Annotated in this window: 18 protein-coding genes; 7 read left to right on the top strand and 11 right to left on the bottom strand. The window is 60.8% G+C overall.

All coding sequences use genetic code 11. From position 1 onward, the window contains the following. Positions 1-6: 6 nt before the first annotated feature. Both GTP27_RS14190 and GTP27_RS14195 read left to right on the top strand, forming a co-directional pair. Positions 7-327: an NAD(P) transhydrogenase subunit alpha part 2 gene (locus tag GTP27_RS14190; RefSeq protein ID WP_161039829.1), complete on the top strand. Its 321-nt coding sequence runs from the start codon at positions 7-9 to the stop codon at positions 325-327. Further along, positions 324-1802, top strand: a complete 1479-nt coding sequence (locus GTP27_RS14195) for an NAD(P)(+) transhydrogenase (Re/Si-specific) subunit beta (RefSeq protein WP_161039830.1) — start codon at positions 324-326, stop codon at positions 1800-1802. Before GTP27_RS14190 ends, GTP27_RS14195 begins: the two co-directional genes overlap by 4 nt. 62 nt (positions 1803-1864) lie before the next feature. Here GTP27_RS14195 and GTP27_RS14200 read toward each other — a convergent pair whose 3' ends face one another. The 8 genes from GTP27_RS14200 to ltrA all read right to left on the bottom strand — a co-directional run bounded on the left by GTP27_RS14200 (position 1865) and on the right by ltrA (position 10132). Then, entirely contained in the window at positions 1865-2494 is a 630-nt protein-coding gene (locus GTP27_RS14200) for a dihydrofolate reductase family protein (RefSeq protein ID WP_161039831.1), read from the bottom strand. Between the two features lie 87 nt (positions 2495-2581). Continuing rightward, positions 2582-3010: a hypothetical protein gene (locus GTP27_RS14205; RefSeq protein WP_161039832.1), complete on the bottom strand. Its 429-nt coding sequence runs from the start codon at positions 3008-3010 to the stop codon at positions 2582-2584. Between the two features lie 369 nt (positions 3011-3379). Continuing rightward, on the bottom strand, positions 3380-3892 hold the full coding sequence (locus GTP27_RS14210) for an arsinothricin resistance N-acetyltransferase ArsN1 family B (RefSeq protein ID WP_161039833.1): 513 nt from the start codon (positions 3890-3892) through the stop codon (positions 3380-3382). Positions 3893-3904: 12 nt separating this feature from the next. Further along, positions 3905-5002 carry an FAD-dependent monooxygenase gene (locus GTP27_RS14215; RefSeq protein ID WP_229633909.1) on the bottom strand — a complete coding sequence of 366 codons (1098 nt, stop codon included), beginning with the start codon at positions 5000-5002 and terminating at the stop codon, positions 3905-3907. Positions 5003-5140: 138 nt separating this feature from the next. Next, positions 5141-6475: an aminopeptidase P N-terminal domain-containing protein gene (locus GTP27_RS14220; RefSeq protein ID WP_161039926.1), complete on the bottom strand. Its 1335-nt coding sequence runs from the start codon at positions 6473-6475 to the stop codon at positions 5141-5143. Positions 6476-6492: 17 nt separating this feature from the next. Then, entirely contained in the window at positions 6493-7218 is a 726-nt protein-coding gene (gene murU, locus GTP27_RS14225) for an N-acetylmuramate alpha-1-phosphate uridylyltransferase MurU (RefSeq protein ID WP_161039835.1), read from the bottom strand. 9 nt (positions 7219-7227) lie between these two features. Continuing rightward, on the bottom strand, positions 7228-8304 hold the full coding sequence (locus tag GTP27_RS14230; RefSeq protein ID WP_161039836.1) for an aminoglycoside phosphotransferase family protein: 1077 nt from the start codon (positions 8302-8304) through the stop codon (positions 7228-7230). 124 nt (positions 8305-8428) lie between these two features. Further along, the gene (ltrA, locus tag GTP27_RS14235; protein WP_161039837.1) at positions 8429-10132 is read right to left on the bottom strand and encodes a group II intron reverse transcriptase/maturase; all 1704 of its coding nucleotides are present in this window, start codon (positions 10130-10132) and stop codon (positions 8429-8431) included. Positions 10133-11246: 1114 nt separating this feature from the next. Here ltrA and GTP27_RS14240 point away from each other — a divergent pair. From GTP27_RS14240 to rsmA, 4 genes are all read left to right on the top strand, one after another. After that, positions 11247-13520, top strand: coding sequence for an LPS-assembly protein LptD (locus GTP27_RS14240; protein WP_161039838.1), 2274 nt, complete (start codon positions 11247-11249; stop codon positions 13518-13520). An 87-nt stretch (positions 13521-13607) separates the two neighbouring features. After that, positions 13608-15077, top strand: a complete 1470-nt coding sequence (locus GTP27_RS14245; RefSeq protein ID WP_229633887.1) for a peptidylprolyl isomerase — start codon at positions 13608-13610, stop codon at positions 15075-15077. Positions 15078-15140: 63 nt separating this feature from the next. Continuing rightward, positions 15141-16211 (top strand): 4-hydroxythreonine-4-phosphate dehydrogenase PdxA, encoded by a 1071-nt coding sequence (pdxA, locus tag GTP27_RS14250; protein ID WP_161039839.1) that lies wholly within the window; start codon positions 15141-15143, stop codon positions 16209-16211. 7 nt (positions 16212-16218) lie between these two features. Continuing rightward, positions 16219-16986 (top strand): 16S rRNA (adenine(1518)-N(6)/adenine(1519)-N(6))-dimethyltransferase RsmA, encoded by a 768-nt coding sequence (gene rsmA / locus GTP27_RS14255; RefSeq protein ID WP_161039840.1) that lies wholly within the window; start codon positions 16219-16221, stop codon positions 16984-16986. 322 nt (positions 16987-17308) lie between these two features. Here rsmA and GTP27_RS14260 read toward each other — a convergent pair whose 3' ends face one another. From GTP27_RS14260 to GTP27_RS14270, 3 genes are all read right to left on the bottom strand, one after another. Then, the gene (locus tag GTP27_RS14260) at positions 17309-17959 is read right to left on the bottom strand and encodes a hypothetical protein (RefSeq protein ID WP_161039841.1); all 651 of its coding nucleotides are present in this window, start codon (positions 17957-17959) and stop codon (positions 17309-17311) included. A gap of 57 nt (positions 17960-18016) precedes the next feature. Next, positions 18017-18622, bottom strand: a complete 606-nt coding sequence (locus GTP27_RS14265; protein WP_161039842.1) for a hypothetical protein — start codon at positions 18620-18622, stop codon at positions 18017-18019. A gap of 169 nt (positions 18623-18791) precedes the next feature. Further along, entirely contained in the window at positions 18792-20216 is a 1425-nt protein-coding gene (locus GTP27_RS14270; RefSeq protein WP_371865928.1) for a metallophosphoesterase family protein, read from the bottom strand. Positions 20217-20361: 145 nt separating this feature from the next. Between GTP27_RS14270 and GTP27_RS14275 the strand changes: the two genes are divergently transcribed. After that, positions 20362-21066, top strand: coding sequence for an HAD family hydrolase (locus GTP27_RS14275; RefSeq protein ID WP_161039843.1), 705 nt, complete (start codon positions 20362-20364; stop codon positions 21064-21066). Positions 21067-21091 lie beyond the last annotated feature (25 nt).

Genomic DNA, 21091 nt, shown 5'->3' on the forward strand with positions numbered 1-21091 from the left:
GGTTTTATGGAAGTGAGCCATACCATCATCAATCTGATCATCTTCGTGCTGGCCATCTATGTGGGCTATCACGTGGTGTGGACCGTGACGCCTGCGCTGCATACGCCGCTGATGGCGGTGACCAATGCCGTATCGGCCATTATCATCGTGGGTGCCATGCTGGCGGCCGCGCTGACGGAAGGTCTGGTGGGGCAGATTGCCGGCACCGTGGCCGTGGCGCTGGCTGCGGTGAACGTGTTCGGCGGTTTTCTGGTGACCCAGCGCATGCTGGAAATGTTCAAGAAGAAGGCGCCTAAGGCTGCTGCTAACAAGGGAGAGCAGGCATGAGCGGTATCTCCATGAATCTGGTCACCCTGCTGTACCTGATCGCTTCGGTGTGCTTCATACAGGCGCTGAAAGGTCTGTCTTCGCCTGCCACGGCGCGTGCCGGGAATGCCTTCGGCATGACGGGCATGGCTATCGCGTTTGTTACCACGGTGGCGCTGATCTTCAAGCTGCAGGCCATGGCCGCAGCAGCGGCGGCTGCGGGCCACGGCAGCGCCGGCGGCTTTACGCTGGTGGCGCTGGGCGTGGTGGTTGGCGGCGGTATCGGCGCCGTGCTGGCGAAAAAGGTCGAGATGACCAAGATGCCGGAACTGGTCGCTGCAATGCACTCGCTGATCGGTCTGGCCGCCGTGTGTATCGCGGTGGCTGCCGTGTCGGAGCCGCAGGCTTTCGGCATTGCGCAGGCTGGCGAGGCGCTGCCCTTCGGTAACCGCATCGAACTGTTCATCGGTACTTTTGTCGGTGCGATTACCTTCTCCGGTTCCGTGATCGCCTTCGGCAAGCTGTCGGGCAAATACAAGTTCCGTCTGTTCCAGGGCGCGCCGGTGAATTTCGCCGGTCAGCACCTGCTCAATCTGCTGCTGGCGCTGGCCATGGTGGGTCTGGGTCTGGTGTTCTGCTTCGATAGCGGCGCAACGCCGGCATGGCTGCCCTTCCTGATCATGACGGCGATCGCCTTCGTGCTCGGTGTGCTGATCATCATTCCTATCGGCGGCGCCGATATGCCGGTGGTGGTGTCGATGCTGAACTCGTACTCGGGCTGGGCGGCGGCAGGTATCGGCTTCTCGCTGAATAACGCGATGCTGATCATCGCCGGTTCGCTGGTGGGTTCGTCCGGTGCGATTCTGTCCTACATCATGTGCAAGGCCATGAACCGTTCGTTCTTCAACGTGATTCTGGGCGGCTTCGGCGGTGCGCCAGCGGAAGCAGGCAGCGGCGCAGCCAAGGAACAGCGTCCGGTCAAATCCGGTTCGGCGGACGATGCTTCGTTCATCATGGCCAATGCGGAAAGCGTGATTATCGTGCCGGGCTACGGCTTGGCGGTAGCACGTGCCCAGCACGCGCTGAAAGAACTGGTGGAGAAGCTGACTCACAAGGGCGTGAACGTGAAGTATGCGATACACCCGGTGGCAGGCCGTATGCCGGGCCACATGAACGTGCTGCTGGCAGAAGCGGAAGTACCGTACGATCAGGTGTTCGAGATGGAAGACATCAACGGCGAGTTCGGTCAGACCGACGTGGTGCTGATTCTGGGCGCGAACGACGTGGTCAATCCGGCTGCCAAAGATCCCAGCTCGCCGATTGCCGGCATGCCGATTCTGGAAGCCTACAAGGCCAAGAGCATCATCGTCAACAAGCGTTCCATGGCTTCCGGTTATGCCGGTCTGGATAACGAGCTGTTCTATCAGGCCAATACCATGATGGTGTTTGGCGATGCCAAGAAAGTCATCGAGGATATGGTGAAAGCAGTCGAGTAAAGCCCAGGTTGGCTTGCCGGCTGCAGGAGAACGGGACCCCGGGTGATCAGGGCCCCGTTTTTTTATGCGCGCACGTAGCGCAGGTGGGTGGCGTGCGTGCCGTTCAGTACGGAGTCGATGCGGAACTGGGATGCCGTCTCGCCCAGATTTTCAAACAGGCGACGGCCGCTGCCGAACAGGATGGGTGCGAGGGCGATTTCCAGTTCGTCGATGGCATTCAGGTTCAGATATTGCTGGATCACTTCGGGGCCGCCGGATATGCGGACGTCGCGTTCGCCGGCTGCTGCACGCGCCAGTTCCAGCGCGCGCTCAGGGCCCTCGTTGATGAAATAGAAGGTGGTGCCGCCGGGGCGCACCCAGGGTTCCCGTTTCTCGTGGGTGAGTACATACACGGGGGTGTGGAAGGGTGCCTCTTCCGGCCAGCTGACTTCGCCCTGATCGAACATGCGTTTGCCGAGGATGTTGGCGCCGGTACGTTCGAAGGTGTGGCGCACCATGTCGTTGACGGCGCCGGTTTCACCACCGGGACCGAAGTGCAGCTTGTCGCGGAAGTATTGCTGATTAATCAGCCAGGCCATCAATGCTCCCCATTTTGCGCCCCAGTTCTTGTAACTGGGGTCGTCCATGGTCATGCCTTCCGGCGCCATATAGCCATCGAGGCTCAGTCCGATGTTGACGAAAACTTTGCTCATGCTACGACTCCTGCTGAGTAGTTGGCGACCTGACAGAGTGTAGTGGAAAGTTGGGCGCTAGTTGCAGTTGTAGTCGAGCGGGACGGGCTATTTTTTCTGCAGTGATTCTGCGCGCAGGCGGCTGGCAATGGTGAAGTAGCGCTCGCCCGGCCGGCGGATGGACAGGTCTATCCAGGCATTCCGCATGCTGCGCGCAAATGAGCGGGCAAACTGGTTGGGGCTGACGGGGCGACCTTGATGGATGATCTGGTCGCCGATGACTTCAGCATAATTGTGTTCGCCATAGCTCCATGAGCGCAAAATGGTGCCTTCGGGCAGAAAGACGGTTTTCCATTGGTAGCCGCGCTGCCCAGCGGCAGCTGGTTCGGATGCCAGCCTGAGCTTTTCCTGGAGCCAGAATTCAAGGGCAGTGTTGATGGCGGCGCTAACGTCTGGTGACTGACCCTCGCGTTGCAATTGCTGTATGACGCGCAGCAGGGTGTCGGGGGACAGTTGGGCGATCACTGTGGTGAACACTCTGCGTTTTCCTCTTATTTGCTCTTATTTTCTCTGTTTCCCTCTTATTTTCTCTGCTTGCTAATATCAGCTTTTGTTTGAGATCAAACGAAAGGCTAAAAATGAGTTCTGGAAAAACGAAGCCAGCTTGGGATGAAAACGAAAGGCATAACTTATATGCAGAGAAAATAAGAGAAAAGCAGAGAAAATAAGAGGGTTTAAGAGGAAAACGCAGAGGGTTTACCACACGGAGCGGGAAAGAGCATACCCACCCTCTCTCGGTCCCAGCTCGCCGCGAGCTAGCTTGAGACTAACGCTGCAATGGAAATGCGTTCAGCTGGATTTCTACGTTGAATAGAAATCGAATCTCAATGCAGAGCGCGGGTATGGTTAAGGCATGCCGGAAAGCGCTGTGGCGAGCGACTTTTCCCAGTAGCCTACGTCGATCCAGCGGCCAAACTTGAAGCCAACTTCGCGAAACTGGGCGACCTTTTCGAAGCCCATCTTTTCGTGCAGCGCCACACTGGCCGCATTCGGCAGCGCGACACCGCCGATGACAAGGTGGTAGCTGCTGGCGCTCAGGCGTTCCAGCAATTGCTGATAGAGTGCCGTACCCAGTCCCTTGCCTGCTAGGTCAGGCGCCAGATACACCGAGCTCTCGACTGAAAAACGGTAGGCATGGCGGACGCGCCATTTGGTAGCGTAGGCATAGCCGACTACCACACCGTCTTCTTCCGCGACCAGCCATGGCAGGCCGCCACGCTGGACGTCGGCGATACGCTGCTGCATTTCGGTGACCGTTACCGCCTGCTCCTCGAAGCTGATGGTGGTGGTCAGCACATAGTGGTTGTAGATATCGACTATCGCTAGTGCGTCTTCGGCAATGGCGTCACGTATTTTCATTTTCTCTGCCTATTAGCGGCGGCCGTACATCAGCAGTTCGGCCAGCATATTGCGCGCTGGCGGTACAAGATCGATGGCGGTTAGTGTAAGCCCCAGCAAACTTTGCAGCGGCGACGTGCTGGCGAAGATGCGCGCCATGGTGTCGGTGATGCGCACGGTGGTCTGGCGATCCTGTTTGCGCAGCGCGGTGAACTGCGCCAGATGGGCAGGGTCGGCGCTCTGTGCCAGCAGCTTGGCCAGCACCGCCACATCGCGCAAGCCCAGATTGAGCCCTTGCCCTGCCACCGGATGCAGCGTCTGCGCTGCATTGCCGATAGCGACGGTGCGGGCCGTGCTGTGCGGGTCGGCGTTCAGTCCCAGCGGGAAGGCCAGGCGCGGCGTGGCGTGCACGAAGCGGCCCAGCCGGGTGCCAAAAGCGGCGCCAAGTTCGGTCAGGAAGCTGGCGTCATCGAGCGCCTGTACCCGTGCCGCCTCGTCGGGGCGCAGACACCATACCAGCGAATATTCGCCCTCGGCGCCGCCCTGATCCTGCGGCAGCAAGGCCAGCGGGCCCTGTTCCGTGAAACGTTCATAGGCACGCGCCGCGATGGGGCGCTCGGCGCGCACTTGTGCGATGACGGCGCTCTGCTGGTAGTCGCGTCGTTGCGAACGGCTGGCCTGATCGCTGAACAGGCCACCTTCGGCCTGCACCACGATGGCGGCGCGCACGGCGGGCACATCGCCAGCCAGCACCACGCGCACATGGTCGGCCTGTTCGTCGATGTTCTCCACGCGGGCCGGACGCAGCATGGAAATGCCGGCCTGCAGGCAGGCGGCACCCAGCGCCGTGACGATGTCGCCATAGCGGGTAACGTAGCCGAGGGCAGGCAGGCCGTGTTCGCTGCGGTCGATCAGGCTGCGGCCGAACTGGCCGCGGCGCGAAACGTGGATCTGTTCGATAGGCGTGGCCACGGCAGGCCAGGCGTGGATGGCATCGAGTATCTGCCGGCTGCCCCATGCCAGAGCCAGCGAACGGGGATCATCGCTGGCCTGTGCCAGCGAACGGGCGTCGATCAGCACGATGCGCCGGGCGGCCATGCCGCGCTGGTGCAGCAGCAGGGCCAGCGCCATGCCGGCCGGGCCGGCGCCGCAGATGGCGACATCATATTCAGGGCTGCCGCTTGCGGCGTGGCGTGTGCCGGTGTTACTGACGTTGCTGGAATTCGGGGTAGTGCTCATGATTGCTGCATTTCGGGTTGCTGCATCAGCTCAGGGGTGAGGGCGCTGCTGCATGAGGTGTTCGATGTCGGCCACGCTCTTGGGCGCGGCGGCGCTCAGGATGGTGTAGCCGCGGTCCGTCACCAGCACATCGTCTTCGATGCGGATGCCGGTGTTCCAGTAGCACTCGGGCACGTCCGGTGCGGGGCGCACGTAGATGCCCGGTTCCACCGTCAGCGTCATGCCCGGCTCCAGCGGGCGCGAAGGCTTGTCGCTGGCCGTGATGTCGCGGTAGTGGCCCACGTCATGCACGTCCAGTCCCAGCCAGTGGCCGGTGCCGTGCATATAAAACTTCTGGTGGTGCTGATTGGCGATCACGTCGTCCACCGTGCCGTGCACATGGGCCTGTAACAGTCCCAGATCGAGCATGCCCTGCGCCAGCACTCTGACGGCTGCCTGATGCATGTCGGCATAAGGGCGGCCCGGTGCAATGGCGCCCAGTGCCGCCGATTGCGCGGCCAGCACCAGTTCGTACAGGCGTTTCTGCGCAGCGCTGAAGCGGCCATTGACGGGATAGGTGCGCGAAATATCGGCGGCATAGCTGTTGTACTCGCAGCCAGCGTCGATCAGCAGCAGTTCGCCATCGAGGCAGGGACCATTGTTGGCGCTGTAGTGCAGCACGCAGGCACGCGCGCCGCTGGCGACGATGGAGTTGTAGGCCGGCGCCTGTGCGCCGCTGCGGCGGAAGGCATACAGCAGTTCCGCTTCCACTTCGTATTCGTACATGCCGGGGCGGGTGGCCAGCATGGCACGCAGGTGCGCTTGCGCGGAGATGTCGGCGGCGCGCTGCATGCAGGCCAGTTCTTCGGCGTCCTTGCGCAGGCGCAGTTCGGCCAGCAGGGGCAGCAGGTCGACTGCGCTATCGGGTGGCGTCACGCCTGTGCGGGCACGCGCGCGCAGGGCCGAGCGCCACACCTTGACCTGCGTATCGAGGCTGCTGCCCAGCGGGTAGTACAGGGCCGGGGCATCGGCCAGCAGGCGGCTCATTTCGCCATCGAGGTCTTCGATGGCGTAGGCGGCGTCCATGCCGAAGGCCACGCGGGCAGCTTCCGGCCCGTAGCGGTAGCCATCCCAGATTTCCCGTTCGGGGTTTTTCTGGCGGCAGAACAGGATGGCCTGTGCGGCGCTGCCGGCACGTGCGGACACCAGTACCAGCACGCTGTCCGGTTCGGTAAAGCCGCTCAGGTAGTAGAAATCGCTGTCGTGGCGGTAGGGGTATTCGTTGTCGGCGTTGCGCACCACTTCCGGCGCCGTGGCCAGCACGGCGATGGCGCCCGCCGGCAGCTGCGCCAGCAGCGCTGCACGGCGCGCCGCGCAGGCCGCCATCAGGCTGGCCGCGCTGCTCACTGGATGGACGCCGGCCGCAGCGACAGCGGGGCGTTCAGTTGTTCCAGCTGCTGCACGGTGCCGAGGTTGTGCCACGGTCCCGTGTAGATTTCGCCGCCCACCTGTCCGCGCTCGGCAGCTTCGCGCAGCAGCGGCCCCAGTTTGGCGTGGCTGCCCGGCGTGATCGCGTCGAACATCTCCATGCGGTACACGCCGATATTGCCGAAGGTGTAGCGCGGCGTGCCGTGGTTATTGACGGTGTACAGGGTCAGGCCGAAGTCGCCGTCCGGATGGAAGTCGGGATTGGGCACCAGATACAGCCAGCACAGGTCGCGTTTTTCGGCCGGATAGGGATTGCCCCACAGGTCTTTATCGTGCAGCACGTCGAGCACCTGGCTGAAGTCGAACTGCGGGATGAACAGGTCGGCCGAAACAGCGAGGAAGGGCTCTTCGCCCAGCAGGTGGCGCGCGGCGGCCACACCGCCCGCCGTCTCCAGCGCCGTGCCTTCGCGCGAGTACTGGATGTTGGCGCCGTACTTGCTGCCATCGCCGAGCAGGGCTTCGATCTGCTCGCCCAGATGGGCGTGATTGATGACGATGTCGGTGATGCCGGCTTTGACCAGATTGACCACGTGCCAGACGATCAGGGGGCGGCCGCGCACCACCAGTAGCGGTTTGGGGGTGGTGTCTGTGAGCGGGCGCATGCGCTCGCCGCGACCGGCGGCGAAGATCATTGCTTTCATGGCCGTCCCTTAGAAGGTGTAGCCGACTTGCGGCGCCTTGTTTTCCAGCGTGTCGAGCAGGCGCAGCAGCGGCTTCAGCTCGGGGTAGCGGCCTGCCGTTTTGCGCACATATTCGAGCACGGTAGGCAGGTCGTTCAGATACTGGGCTTTGCCGTCGCGGTAGTTGAGGCGGCAGAACAGGCCGAGAATTTTCAGATGGCGCTGCAGGCCCATGAACTCGAAATCCTTGTAGAAATCGTCGATGTCGGCCGCCACCGGCAGGCCCAGCGACTTGGCGTGCTGCCAGTAGCGGATTACCCAGTCCAGCACCAGTTCTTCATCCCACTGCACGTAGGCGTCGCGCAGCAGCGAGGCCAGATCGTAGGTCATGGGACCGTACAGGGCATCCTGGAAGTCCAGCACGCCGGGATTGCCCACGTCGATCTGCATCAGATTACGCGAATGGAAATCGCGGTGCACGAATACCTGCGCCTGCGCCGTCACATTGGCGAGGATGGCATCGAACACGCCCTGCAGCGATTTCTGCTGGGCTTCGGTCAGGCTGGCGTTCAGGTGGCGGCCGATATACCACTCGGGGAACAGCGCCATTTCGCGCTGCAGGAAGGCGCGGTCGTATTCGGGCAGCACGTCGGGCACGCTGGTGAGCTGGAAGCGGCTCAGGGCTTCCAGCGCTTCGGCGTACATGATGGAGGCGTTATCGTGGTCCAGCACCTGCAGATAGGTGGTGGTGCCCAGATCGGACAGCAGCATGAAACCCCGTTCGTAGTCGGTAGCGATAATGCGCGGTACGCTGACACCGGCCTGGCGCAGCATTTCCGCCACCTTGACATAGGCGAGCACGTTTTCGCGTTCCGGCGGCGCGTCCATGGCGATCAGGGTGCTGCCCAGCGTGGCTTGCTGTTCTGGCAATACGTCGAGACGGAAGTAGCGGCGGAAGCTGGCGTCGGCGGAAGCCGGGCGGGCACTGGCTGCTGCCACCACGTTCAGGCCGGCCAGCCACGCGGTGAGAGCGGCCAGACGCAGATCGGGGCTGTTGGCATCAGTGTTAGCAGGCGTATCAGATGGTAAATTCTGTAATAAAGACATGGAGCGGACGGCGGAAACCGGTATAGACTGAGGAGGGTAGGAGAGACCCATTACTGGAATCTCTCCCCCCTAAGAACCGTGCTTGCGACTTTCATCGCACACGGCTCAAGCATAATAAAAGTTCCTATTCAGGAACCGGCTTAACAACTTTTAAATTTCGGCTATGCACTTGAGCATGGCATGTTGGGTGTAATAATACGCGATTTCCAAGAGCATTGGACCCACCGTTGACTCTGTAGTCTAGGTGGTGGTCGTGCCATCCAGTGTCCATGTCCATCGCGTTACCACAAACCGCGCACAAGCCTTTCTGGTCTACGTACAGTCGAATCCACTCCTTCCGATAACTCATGCTTTCCAGCATGCGTTCCTGTCGAAGTGTCTCACCGTACATTTCCCATTGAGGGTCATAGGGGTGATACGTTCCTTTGATTTTCTTGTGGCGGACGATGGGAGTACTCTGTAGTGAGTACAGATCCAGTCTTCCTTTAGTGCCTTCCTGTGTGTCGATGTCCGCAGCAAATACCTGACTCCGCCCGTCGATTGGACGCCAGTACTTCCGGCTGATCCATGCGTCGTTCTTCTTCGGGTGTCTGCGTTTGGCCCATCGCCGTAAGCGCCAAAATAGCAGCGCTTCCATACGTGAGAATGCCTCTTTAGCTACGACGGGGCTGTGATACTGCGCCCAGCCTCGAAGCATCGGATTGAGTAACTGAATTAACTGTTCCTGTTTGATTCCGATGTTTTCGCTGATTGTCTTTCTGAGCTTTTCATAAAATGCCTGAGCATTCTTCTTATTAGGCTTGATTAGAAGTTTCCCTGAATATTTGCGGAAATTCCAACCCAAGAAGTCGAATCCCTCGTTGATATGTACGATACGCGTTTTTGCTTCGGATAATCGCAATCCTCTGGTTGCAAGGAATTGGATGATCCATGGTTTGATGACTTCTTCCAGTAACTCTCGCGAGCTACCGGTGATGATGAAGTCATCCGCGTAACGGACTACACCAACTTTGAGTTTCGAGGCTTTTGTCTTTCCGTATAACGTACCGAGATACGTTATTAGTTCTGACTCCAGCCCATTCAGCGTCCAGTTAGCTAAAGCAGGGCTGATAATGCCGCCCTGTGGTGTTCCCGCAGTAGTTGCTGTCAGTTGATCCCGGTCGACTACCCCGGATTTCAGCCACTTCCGGAGGATGGTCTTGTCCATTTGGACTTGATCTAACATCCAGTCGTGGTTGATGTTGTCAAAGAAGCCTTCGATATCCGCATCCAAAACCCATTCAGCCGAAACTTTCCGGCATGTTTGAAGAAATATTTGCGACATAGCGTCGGCGGTCGAGCGGTTCTTCCTAAATCCATAAGAATTCGGGTCGCTGACCGTTTCTAAGATCGGATCAAGAGCAAGCAGGTGTAGCGCTTGCATAGCTCTATCAAGCATGGTCGGTATGCCCAAGGGGCGTAACTTTCCATTCGACTTAGGGATATAGACCCGCCGTAAAGGGAGCGGGCGATATCCTCGTTTCTTTAACTGACCAATGGCAGAAATTTTCTGTGTAGGTGTGTCCCATAGTCTCTGGTCCACCCCGGCAGTGCGTTTGCCTTGATTTTCAGTCACTCGTTTTACTGCCAGTGCTTTGGCGCTATACGAGCGGGTTAGCCATCGTTGTAAGGATTTAACCTTACGCCAATTGCCTTCCTGCGTGGCCTTCGTTATGCGGTGCTGCGTTACTCTCACGTTCTTATGAACTAGCCGCCAGTTAATGTCGGCCCATTCTTTGGGAGCGTGCGAGGCCGCAGAACCGGTGAATTGCGTATCGGTTACTCTCATGCTGTACCTCGGGTGTTAATCCCTTGGGACGTAGCTCCCCGAAGGGCGCGTAAGTCCCTTTGGGATGAGTTGAGTTTATGCAGTCGTTAACGACTATTACACCAGATGGAAGTCTGCACCCTTTCAGGTTAGGACAAATCTCGAATCCCTATCCGGATCATTACAATTCGGCGTTCGCTTTTTCCATCCTCCCATACCCGCTTTCTCAATAGGTTCCCTTGCGAGTTCCCTGCCTTTTGATTCGATGTACTGAAATTTGAGGCGAGAAATCGGGCTTACCGTGTTCCCATCAATATCGAGGCGCCTTGAGAGGGCGCCACTGGCTGTTTAGGGTCCATCTTTCCCCCGGTGGTGTTATGACGACGTGTCCCTAGAATCCACAGAGACAACCGACCACGTACCGTTTTGGTTTAGGCCTGGCAGCAGTTTTGGCCTAGTTATAGTTACGAGGGTTCAAACGATGGTTCACATGACATTACCCTTGCAGCACTCACCTAGCCCCTCCACCGCATTACTGCTAGCAGTTTCTATACCGATCACTCGCGTGACGGTATACCGGATTTCCGGGGGTACATTGTTCTCAGAGCTTCACACCCCATTGTTACCAATGACGCATGTCTAAGTAGGTGACGGACGGTCGCGCGTCCGGTCGTAGCACTGACGTCTCCACGAGAGCGTTAGGTACGACAAGGTATTGATGAGCTTTTCGCGAATGTTATTGATACGGGCGATAGGCTGCCCGTTGGTTTGCACACTGGCCGGAGAGGCAGTGCTAATGCAGTGGAGTTCGGTAGGAGATACCGAAAAAATATTTGCAACCACTGTTGCTAACCAACAACGTGGACACAGTTTTTAATAATGCTTTCGCAATGTTTTCGATTGGATGGGCGAAATCAGATTTCACGCCATTTCAATCTAGACAACGACTGCAAATGTGACACTTTGTATCAGTGATAAAAAATAGCTCTTAAAATTCAAAGAGTTATTAAATACCTCGGTATGAACATCATTGCCATAGCTTGGCTGCATTCGCGACTCACGTCGCACAGATTCCCCTATAATAAGGGATTCAGATTAAAAAATCGCCTGTCATGGTGGTACGCCCTTATTTTTCATGAGTTGCCTGCGCTGGCTTTTGCCCCCCTCTACCTCGCCCCGCTGGGCCTATGCCCTGACTGCTATCGTGACGGTTTCGTCCGTGCCCGGCTACGCCCAGAGCCTGCCCGGCAAGACCCGCGCGCCTCGGGTGGAGAACAAGGCTGCCGTCACCGTGATCCAGGCGGAAGACATTACCGGCCGCCCCGAGCGCGAAATCACCCTGAACCGCGATGCGGAACTGGTCAAGGACCAGACCCGCGTCAAGGCCGATACGGCCTGCTACAAGCAGGTGGAAGATGAAGTGCAGGCGGAAGGCAATGTGCGCATCTGGCGCTTTGGCGACTACTTTACGGGCGATGCGCTGCAACTGAATATGGATACGGGGCAGGGCTATATGCTCAACCCGACCTACCGGCTGGAAGCCAACCATGCGCAGGGCAAGGCCGAGCGCATCAACTTCCTCAATGAAGACGAAGCGCTGGTGCTGAACGGCACCTACAGCACCTGCCAGAGCGCCAATCCGGACTGGTATCTGCGCTCGAACACGCTGAACCTCGATTCGGGGCGCGATGTGGGCACGGCCGGCAAAACCATCATCTACTTCAAGGACGTGCCGATACTGGGTACGCCGGCGCTGTCGTTCTCGCTGTCGGGCGCGCGCCGCTCGGGCTGGCTGTCGCCCATGCCGGGCTTCGGCTCGAAAGGCGCGGCCGAACTGACCGTGCCCTACTACTTGAATATCGCACCTAACCGCGATCTGACGCTGTACCCGAAAATCATTCCGCGCCGCGGCTTCCAGTTAGGCGCCAATGGCCGCTATCTGGGCGAAACGGATGGCGGGCTGTATCAGGGCGAAACCTATCTGGAATTCCTGCCGCACGATAAGCAGTACATTCCGGCCACGCCGGGCGGCTCCAGCGACCGCTGGAGCGTGCGTTCGCACCATACGCAGGAACTGAGCAGCGACTGGTCCTACGGCTGGCAGGTGCGCGCTGCGTCGGATAACAACTATCCCAATGATTTCTCCAAGACGGTGTCGAGCTCCACGGAACGCCAGCTGCTGCGCGAACTGCGTACCGACTACCATGGCGATTTCTGGACCCTGACGGCGCGGGTGCAGAAGTATCAGGTGCTGCAGGACCCGGAATCGGTGGTCGACCCCAGCCTGTTCGTGTCGCGTCCTTACGACCGCCTGCCGGCGATTAACTTCCACGCCGCCCAGTACGATGTGGCCGGTGGCTTCGACTGGGCCATGGATAGCGAACTGACGCGTTTCTATCACCCCACCCTGCTGCGCGGCACCCGCATGGTGGCGATCCCGCAGCTCAGCTATCCGATTATCGGCGCCAGCTATTTCATCACGCCCAAGGCCAGCGTCAATCTGGCCCGCTACGATCTCGATGCGAACGATGCCACCGGCAGCAAGGCCGAGCAGTTATCGCGTTCGGTGCCGACTCTGTCGGTCGACGCCGGGCTGGTGTTCGAACGGCCGCTGCAGCTGGGCGGCAAGGAAGTGACGCAGACACTGGAACCGCGCCTGTTCTATGTGAACACGCCGTACCGCGATCAGAGCCGTTTCCCCACCTTCGATACGGATGCCGCCACCTTCAACTTCAGCCAGATTTTCAGCGAAAACCGTTTCGTCGGTTCCGACCGTATCGGCGATGCCAACCAGCTGACGGCAGCGCTGGTGTCGCGCTTCCTCAACGAAGCGGGCGCGGAAGCCTTGCGCCTCGCCTTCGGCCAGCGTTTCTATTTCCGCGATCAGCGTGTGCAGCTCAATTCCTCCACCCCGGTGGTTGATGCGCGTTCCGACATGCTGCTTGCCGCCACCGGCCGCATCGCCGAAACCTGGGGCTTCGACAGCGCCGTGCAGTACAGCCCGAGCCAGAGCCGGGTGGTATCGGAAAGCTATACCGTGCAATGGCTGCCGGGCCAGAAGAAGGTGCTGAATCTGGGTTACCGCTATCTGCGTAACAGTTTTAAAAATATCGATGTGTCGAGCCAGTGGCCGATTTTCCAGCGCTGGTATGGGGTGGGCCGCGTCAGCTACTCCATGCAGGATAAAAAAGTGCTGGAAAGTCTGATCGGTCTCGAGTACAACAGCGATTGCTGGGTGTTCCGTATGGGGGCCCAGCGCTTCGTGACGACGTCCACCAAGGCGTCCACGCCGATCTTCTTCCAGCTGGAGCTGAACGGCCTGTCGCACCTTGGCGTGGGTAGTCCGCTCGAAGCGATGAAAAATAGTATTCCCGGTTACCAGCGTTTGAATGAAGGCTATGGCCGCTAAGGACTGATGCCTGCCCCCGGCGCCTGTCATCCCCTGTGGACGGCCGGCGCTGTTTGATTGATCACTACTGACTGTTGAGCTTCTACCATGCGTAATGCCCGTCCCATCCCGATGAAAGTTCTGGCGCTGCTGTTGTGCAGCAGCGCGCTGGCCGGTTGCAGCCTGTTCGGCAAAAAGCCGGCTGCCGCACCTGCTGCACCAGTCGCCGCTCCGGCTGCCACGGCTGCCTCTGCGGCCGCGCCGGTAGCTGCCAAGCCGGCCGTCAAGAGCGATGGCAAAGGTTTCCTGCCGCCCGGCGAATCGGGCAATGTGGCCATCGATTCCATCGTGGTGGTGGTCAATGACGATGTGATCACCCAGCGCGAACTGAATAACCGCATCAAGACCGTGACTGGCCGCATGAAGGCGCAGAACGTGGCCCTGCCTGATGCCGCCGACCTGCGTCGCCAGCTGCTCGAACGCATGATCGTGGAACGCGCCCAGCTGCAGATGGCCAAAGAGATGGGCGTGCGGGTGGACGACCTGCAGCTCGACCGCGCCATTGCCCGTATCGCCGAAGCGCAGAAAATGAATGTGCAGGATCTGCGCAACCAGATGGAAAAGGATGGCATGCCCTACGCCGCCTTCCGCGAAGAGATCCGCGAAGAGATCACCATGCAGCGTCTGCGCGAGCATGAAGTCGATGCCAAGATCCAGATTTCCGACGCCGAAGTGGATAGCTTCCTGGCGGCCGAAAAAGCTGCGGCAGCCGAGCAGTTCGAGCTGAATATTTCGCAGATCATGATCCGGATTCCGGACAATGCCACCGCCGAAGTGATCGCCCAGCGCCGTGCCCGCGCCGAGGAAGTGATGCGCCAGCTGCGCACCGGCGCCGATTTCGCCAAGATGGCCGGTACCTATTCCGATTCCAGCGATGCGCTGCAAGGCGGCGTGGTGGGCTGGCGTCAGCCCGAGCGTCTGCCGCCCGTGTTCGCGGAAGCGCTGGGCAAGCTCAAGCCGGGTCAGGTAACGCCTATCATCAAGAGCGTGGGCGCGTTCCACATTCTGAAGGTGTCCGAGCGGCGCAGTCTGGCCGAAGCACAGGCCGTGGCTGCCGTGCAGCAGACCCATGCCCGCCACATTCTGCTCAAGGTCACGCCGACCATGAGCGCCGCCGATGCCAAGCGCAAGCTGCTGGAACTGAAGGAGCGGCTGGATAACAAGGCGGCTAAATTCGAAGATCTGGCCCGTCTGGTGTCGAACGACGGTTCGGCGGCCAAGGGCGGCGATCTGGGCTGGCTGTATCCGGGCGATACCATGCCGGAGTTCGAAGCGGCCATGAACAACCTGAAGATCGGCGAAGTCAGCGAGCCGGTGGAATCGAGCTTCGGTATCCACCTGATCGAAGTACTGGAACGTAAGAGCGACGACGTCTCCAAGGAGCGCGAGCGCAATAACGCCCGTCAGGCCATCCGCGAACGCAAGATGGAAGAAGCGGCGGAAAGCTGGCAGCGCGAAGTGCGCGACCGTGCCTACGTCGAGTTCCGCACCGAAGACGGCAGCAACCCGGCCAAATAAGGACGGCTGGCCGCCCGCTGCGGACGGCCATCGAATAATCGCATCAGCAGGAAAGGGTCGCCCGTGGGCGCTAGCAATCAATCTGCGGGACGCCGGCCCGTGCTGGCCCTGACGGTCGGCGAACCGGCCGGCATCGGTCCGGAAATCGCCCTCCGCGCTGCGTGGCAGCGGCGTCACGAGGCTAACTGCGTGCTGCTGGGCGACGCTGCCTATCTGGCCATGCTGGCCCACGATATCGAACCGGCCATCCGGGTGTCGGCGCTGTCCTCGCAGGCGGTGCGCAATGCGGGCCTGCCCTATTTCGGGCCGGACCGGCTGATCGCCATCGACGTGCCGCTGGCTGCCCATGTGGTGGCTGGGCAGCTCGATCATCTGAACGGCCGCAGCGTGCTGGCCACGCTGGATCTGGCGCTGGAAGGGCTGAAGGCAGGCTGGTTCAGTGCCATGGTGACGGCGCCGCTGCAAAAGTCCACCATCAACGATGCCGGCATCGCCTTCACCGGCCATACCGAATATCTGGCCCTGCATAGCGGCACCGAGCAGGTGGTGATGATGCTGGCCGGTGTGCCTGCCCAGACACTAGGCGCAGCCGCAGCGCCAGCGCTGCGGGTGGCACTGGCGACCACCCATCTGCCTTTGCAGCAGGTAGCGGCGGCGCTCAGCGTGGATGGCCTGCTGCGCACGCTGACCATTATCGACCATGATCTGAAAACCAAATTCGGCCTTGCCGCCCCGCGCATACTGGTGTGCGGCCTGAACCCCCATGCCGGTGAAAACGGCTATCTGGGACGCGAAGAAATCGATGTGATCGCCCCCGCGCTGGCTGCGGCGCAGGCGGCCGGCATCGATGCGCGCGGGCCGTATCCGGCCGATACGGTATTCCAGCCCAAGTACCTGCAGGAAGCCGACTGCGTGCTGGCCATGTACCACGATCAGGGCCTGCCGGTGCTCAAGTATGCAACGTTCGGGCGCGGGGTGAATATCACGCTGGGCCTGCCGTTTATCCGTACCTCGGTGGACCATGGCACGGCGCTCGATCTGGCCGCACAGGGGCTGGGCCGGGCCGACAGTGGTAGTATGCTGGCCGCGATCGATAGCGCACTGGCGATGATCGCTGCCTCACCAACTTTATAAGAACATCATGAAACACGTTGCCCGTAAACGCTTTGGCCAGAACTTCCTGCACGATCAGCACGTTCTGGACCGCATCACTGATTCGATCGCTCCCGCCGCCGGCGATACCATGGTCGAAATCGGCCCCGGTCTGGGCGCCATGACGGACCAGCTGACGCGCAGCCTGCCGCATATGCATGTGGTGGAACTGGACCGCGATCTGGTGGCGCGTCTGCAGCAGCGCTATCGGCCGGAAAAGCTCACCGTGCACGCGGGCGATGCGCTGAAATTCGATTTCGCCAGCCTGCCCGTGCCGGAAGGCCAGAAGCTGCGCATCGTCGGCAATCTGCCCTACAACATTTCCAGCCCGCTGCTGTTCCATCTGGCGGCGTTTGCGCCCAAGGTCAAGGACCAGCATTTCATGCTGCAGAAGGAAGTGGTGGAGCGCATGGTGGCCGAGCCGGGCAGCAAGGTGTATGGCCGCCTGTCCGTGATGCTGCAATGGCGCTACGACATGACGCTGCTGTTCATCGTGCCGCCGGAAGCGTTCGATCCGCCGCCGAAAGTCGATTCCGCCATCGTGCGCATGATCCCGCTGGCCCAGCCGCTGGCCTGCGACGGTGCGCGGCTGGAAGCCGTGGTGCAGAAGGCGTTTTCGCAGCGCCGCAAAGTGATCCGCAACTGTCTGGCTGGCATGTTCACGGAAGCGCAGATCATCGAAGCCGGTATCGATCCCGGTGTGCGTCCCGAGACTATCAGTCTGGCGCAGTATGTGGCGCTGGCCAATCTGGCCTGATTCCGAGCCTGCAAGGCGTGCGGCCCGGCTGCACGCCGCGCTGAAACCGCAAAGCCGCTGAGTCTTTGCGGTTTTTTATGTCTGGCAAGTTTGCCCCCTTGCCCGAGCTGAGCCCGCAGGTAAAAAAAAAGCCCGCTACAGTGAGCGGGCTAAATCCAATTCCTTTGCAAGAAGTGGAGGAGACAGGTCTAGTATGCTGCGTTGCGTCATATAAGGCAAGTTTATTTTTCGCATATCAATTATTCATGTTTCGAATAATACTATGCATCTTGCCATACGGCCTGTCGCGGCGTCCTGTTCTCCTCTGCTCTGCCGGGCCTGATCAGGTTTTCGGTACGCAGGTCAGGACGATATTGCTGACGGGCGATTCGGGCATGATGCCGCTGCCATTGGTCAGCGTGCAGCTGACATCGCTAGGCTGGGACAGTATCGTCACACCGTAGGCATCGCCGAATTTGACGGCGGCGGCGAAGTTGAAGAAGCCGGCACCCGGCGTGTTGGTATCGGCCATGGCGCTGGAAACGGACAGCTGGCCGCCGGTACTGCCGTTGAGCAGTACCACGGTACGCGGCGTGGCGGCCGTGGTGGCGGTGGCATCATTATTGGCGTACAGGCCGCTGAATTTGCCGCCCAGCGCATAGCTATTCTGTACGCAGGTGATCTGTGCATTGATCGCCAGCGTGTGGCCGGCCGAACCGGACGAGGTGGCCACTACCGGCGTGCAGGTCTGGTGAGCTGGCTGGGTCTGTACCACCACATTGAAGCTGGCGCCGTAGTCGATCTGCTTGGGCATGGTGAAGGTGAGTGCACCGGCCGGCACGGGCAGGGTGTCGCTGCCGTTGGCCAGTACCAGACCGGCATTGTTAAGGCCCGTAATCGTGCCTTGCACGGCGAATTGCTGTTTGCCACCGCAGCCAGCCAGCGCCGCGCCCAGTACCAGCGCCGCTGCGGCGCCCATTAATTTGATGTTCATGTAGTGCTCCAGATCTCACAGGGAAGGGCGGCCGCCGTACGGGCGGCCCGGCCCGCATTATTGGCAGGTGACGACGACGCCGTTGTAGTTATCGGAAGGCATGTTGCCGACATTATTGCTGACGGTGCAGACCTTGCTGGTGTCCTTAGGCTGGGTCAGGATGGCGACGCCATATGGCGAACCATCGGCAACCTTGGTCGGGAAGGTGAAGCTGACCGGCGCGCCCGGCGTCGTGGGCGGCAGTACGCTGACGGTATCGGAACCGTTGGTCAGTACCAGTCCTTTGGTATCGAGACCGGTGACCGTGCCGCCCAGCGTGTAAGGGTTGGTGACGCAGTTGAACTGGATCTGGTAAGCCGTGTAGACGCTGGCTTTGCCTTTATTGGTGGTGCCGACAGGGGTACATTTGGCGCCGGTAGGCGGGGTTTGCACTTCGATGTCGAATTCCTCATCGGGTTTGACCAGCTTGGTGAACACGAAGGTGGCCTGACCGGAAGCAATCGCCAGCGTTTCGCCATTCTTGGTATTGATGAGCACCAGATCAGGTTTGTTCAGGGTGAAGATGGTGCCGCTCAGAGCCATACTGCCACCACTGCCGCCGCAGCCTGCCAATACCGCGCCGCACAACAGGGTCAGGCCTGCACGCTGATACAAACTTTTCATAAACTCTTCTCCAAAACGAAAGGGGGCTGGCGCGTTGGGGCACAGCCGGGGCATCTTACACGGAATCGCCCGTATTTTAGTGCATTTGGTAACACCGGGCGCACTTGCCGATGTAACAGCCTGTGACATGTCGTCCCGCCGGGAGCGCGCCGCAGGCTGGCAGGCCGGTTTATTTGACCTGATCGCGCTCGCAGCGCGAGTGGCGGCCCGTGATCTGGCAGCGGTTGCGGATCTGGCCCTGCAGATCATGGATTTGCACCAGCCACTGGTCCGCGCCCTGCCGTTCCATGGTCATGAAACCGAATCCGTCTATCCAGTGGCTAAAGGCTTCCACCACCGCACCGGGTGCCGGCGTCACGCCGTCTGGCAGTCTGGCGGGCAGGGGCACGATATCTTCCGCCGTACCGGAAAAGCCGGAAACAAACTGGCTGGGGTGGGGGCTGGAGAAGCTCATCTGCTCCCACAGGTGGACGTGGCCGGACAGCAGGGTCTGGACATTGTCCGGCAGGTAAAACGGGTTGAGCGAGCCGAAACTTTGCTGCAGGCCGGCATCGCCCTTGAGCAGCTGGATGGGGCCGTCGCCCTTGCGGTCGGCACCCATGGCCAGTAGCGGGTGGTGGATGACAGCCAGATTGCGCGGCGCCTGCGCGGCCAGACTGGCCAGCTCGCGGTAGTTGTCGCGGTATTGCTCCCAGCCCGTATCGCCCGGCTTGAAGCCGCGCCAGCTGGTGCTGGCGCTATCGAGCACCAGCAGCTGGGTATCCTGCCCGATCGGCACGGCGTACGGTGCGCTGTAGTTGCCCAGTTTGTCGTTGGCAGGATCGTCGCAGTCGCGCTGTGGCAGTAGCGGACGGGGATCGAGCCAGCGCCAGTAGCCCTGACCGGCACGGGCACAGTTTTCATGGTTGCCGCGTGCCATGATCCACGGCGCGGCTTGCAGCAGGCTGGCGCCGGGGTTGAAGAAATCGGCCTGCCAGGCGTCCCAGCCATAGCCCCACGGGCTGCCGGCACAGCCGGCGTTGCCGTCCGGGCAGGCGTTTTCACGGTAGTGGTAGTCGCCCACGTGGATTACCAGATCAGGCTTCCATGCGGCGGCGGCGGCCGCAATGCGGGCAAAGGGATAGGCATCCTTGTCGTTGCAGGCCTGATAGTTCTGTGCATGGTCGGCCAGCCGGCAGCCCGTGTCGCCCAGCACGACGATGCGCTGGGGTGCGGCGGACTGGCGCGGCAGCTGGCGGCCCAGCACGCTGGCGCTGGCATAGCTGCCCGGCGCAGGCAGTTCCGCTTCGCAGGTGAGCAGGGGGAACACGGCCGGTTTGGAGTCGGCCACCGGCGAAACGGTGGGCCGCAGTGCTACGCTGGCAGGCAGCGAGCGCACGCGCATGGCCACGCTGCGCTGGTCGATCTGTAGCGCTGGGCAGGCCGGCGCATCGATCAGCACGCGCGCGACGGCGCGGCCGTTTTCGCCCAGCACCACGTAGGAACTGAAGTCCGCCACGGGCGCAGGGGTCAGCGCGGCACAGCCGCCCAGCAGGGCAGCCAGCAGCGCGGCGGCAAGGGGAACGGCAAGGCGAGGCAGGGACAATCCGGACACGGTAACTCCACATAGGCAATCTGATAATTTACCACGCTCTGCGCTGATCCGGTTCAGCTGCGAACGTCAGGGGCGCCTATGAGGGCTGCGTCCCGCTCAGCGCCCGCTGTGCGACAATAGGCTTTTTGCCGCCTGTACTGTGACGATGAAGCGCCGCCCGCATGCCCTGCTGTTTGACCTTGACGATACGCTCTGGCCGATAGCGCCCGTAATTGCTAGCGCCGAGCAGAGCTGGCATGACTGGCTGAGCCAGCGGGTGCCGGCCCTGACCGAGCGCTACGGCATCGCCGAACTGCGCAGCCAGCGCATGGCCCTGCTGGAACGGCAGCCGGAGCTGATTGTCGATCTGTACAATCTGCGTCGGGTGGCGCTGGCGCAGGCCTTGCACGAGATCGGCGCCGATCACCGTCATCTCGATGGCGCCATGGCGCATTTTGCCCAGTGCCGCAATGCCGTGACGCCGTATGCCGACGTGGCGCCGGGCTTGCTGGCATTGCAGACCCTGCTGCCGCTGGGGGTAGTCACCAACGGCAATGCCGATCTTGCAGTGATAGGCCTGCAGCACCATTTCAAGGTCAATCTGGCGGCCAGCCGTTTCGGGCTGGCCAAGCCGGATCCGGCCATTTTCCATGCCGCCTGCGCGGCCATGGGGGTGGCGCCCGAACATGCCGTGTATGTGGGCGACGACCTGCGGCTGGACGTGCAGGGCGCCCAGCAGGCCGGCATGCGCGCCGTGTGGATGCGCCGCAGCGACGTCAAGCATGCCGAGCTGGCCGGCGTGGAACCGGATGCAATCTGCCACGATCTGCATGATTTGCGTCACTGGCTGGAAGGGCAGATGCAGCATTGATGCCACGCGGCATAGCCCTGTGGCC

Source organism: Duganella qianjiadongensis, assembly GCF_009857915.1.
Lineage (GTDB): Bacteria > Pseudomonadota > Gammaproteobacteria > Burkholderiales > Burkholderiaceae_D > Rugamonas > Rugamonas qianjiadongensis.

Coding starts and splice junctions, on each gene's coding strand:
- GTP27_RS14190 (WP_161039829.1), top strand. CDS start 7: ATGGAAGTGAGCCATACCATCATCAATCTGATCATCTTCGTGCTGGCC.
- GTP27_RS14195 (WP_161039830.1), top strand. CDS start 324: ATGAGCGGTATCTCCATGAATCTGGTCACCCTGCTGTACCTGATCGCT.
- GTP27_RS14200 (WP_161039831.1), bottom strand. CDS start 2,494: ATGAGCAAAGTTTTCGTCAACATCGGACTGAGCCTCGATGGCTATATG.
- GTP27_RS14210 (WP_161039833.1), bottom strand. CDS start 3,892: ATGAAAATACGTGACGCCATTGCCGAAGACGCACTAGCGATAGTCGAT.
- GTP27_RS14215 (WP_229633909.1), bottom strand. CDS start 5,002: ATGGCGCTGGCCCTGCTGCTGCACCAGCGCGGCATGGCCGCCCGGCGC.
- GTP27_RS14220 (WP_161039926.1), bottom strand. CDS start 6,475: ATGGCGGCCTGCGCGGCGCGCCGTGCAGCGCTGCTGGCGCAGCTGCCG.
- murU (WP_161039835.1), bottom strand. CDS start 7,218: ATGAAAGCAATGATCTTCGCCGCCGGTCGCGGCGAGCGCATGCGCCCG.
- GTP27_RS14230 (WP_161039836.1), bottom strand. CDS start 8,304: ATGTCTTTATTACAGAATTTACCATCTGATACGCCTGCTAACACTGAT.
- ltrA (WP_161039837.1), bottom strand. CDS start 10,132: ATGAGAGTAACCGATACGCAATTCACCGGTTCTGCGGCCTCGCACGCT.
- GTP27_RS14240 (WP_161039838.1), top strand. CDS start 11,247: ATGAGTTGCCTGCGCTGGCTTTTGCCCCCCTCTACCTCGCCCCGCTGG.
- GTP27_RS14245 (WP_229633887.1), top strand. CDS start 13,608: ATGCGTAATGCCCGTCCCATCCCGATGAAAGTTCTGGCGCTGCTGTTG.
- rsmA (WP_161039840.1), top strand. CDS start 16,219: ATGAAACACGTTGCCCGTAAACGCTTTGGCCAGAACTTCCTGCACGAT.
- GTP27_RS14260 (WP_161039841.1), bottom strand. CDS start 17,959: ATGAACATCAAATTAATGGGCGCCGCAGCGGCGCTGGTACTGGGCGCG.
- GTP27_RS14265 (WP_161039842.1), bottom strand. CDS start 18,622: ATGAAAAGTTTGTATCAGCGTGCAGGCCTGACCCTGTTGTGCGGCGCG.
- GTP27_RS14275 (WP_161039843.1), top strand. CDS start 20,362: ATGAAGCGCCGCCCGCATGCCCTGCTGTTTGACCTTGACGATACGCTC.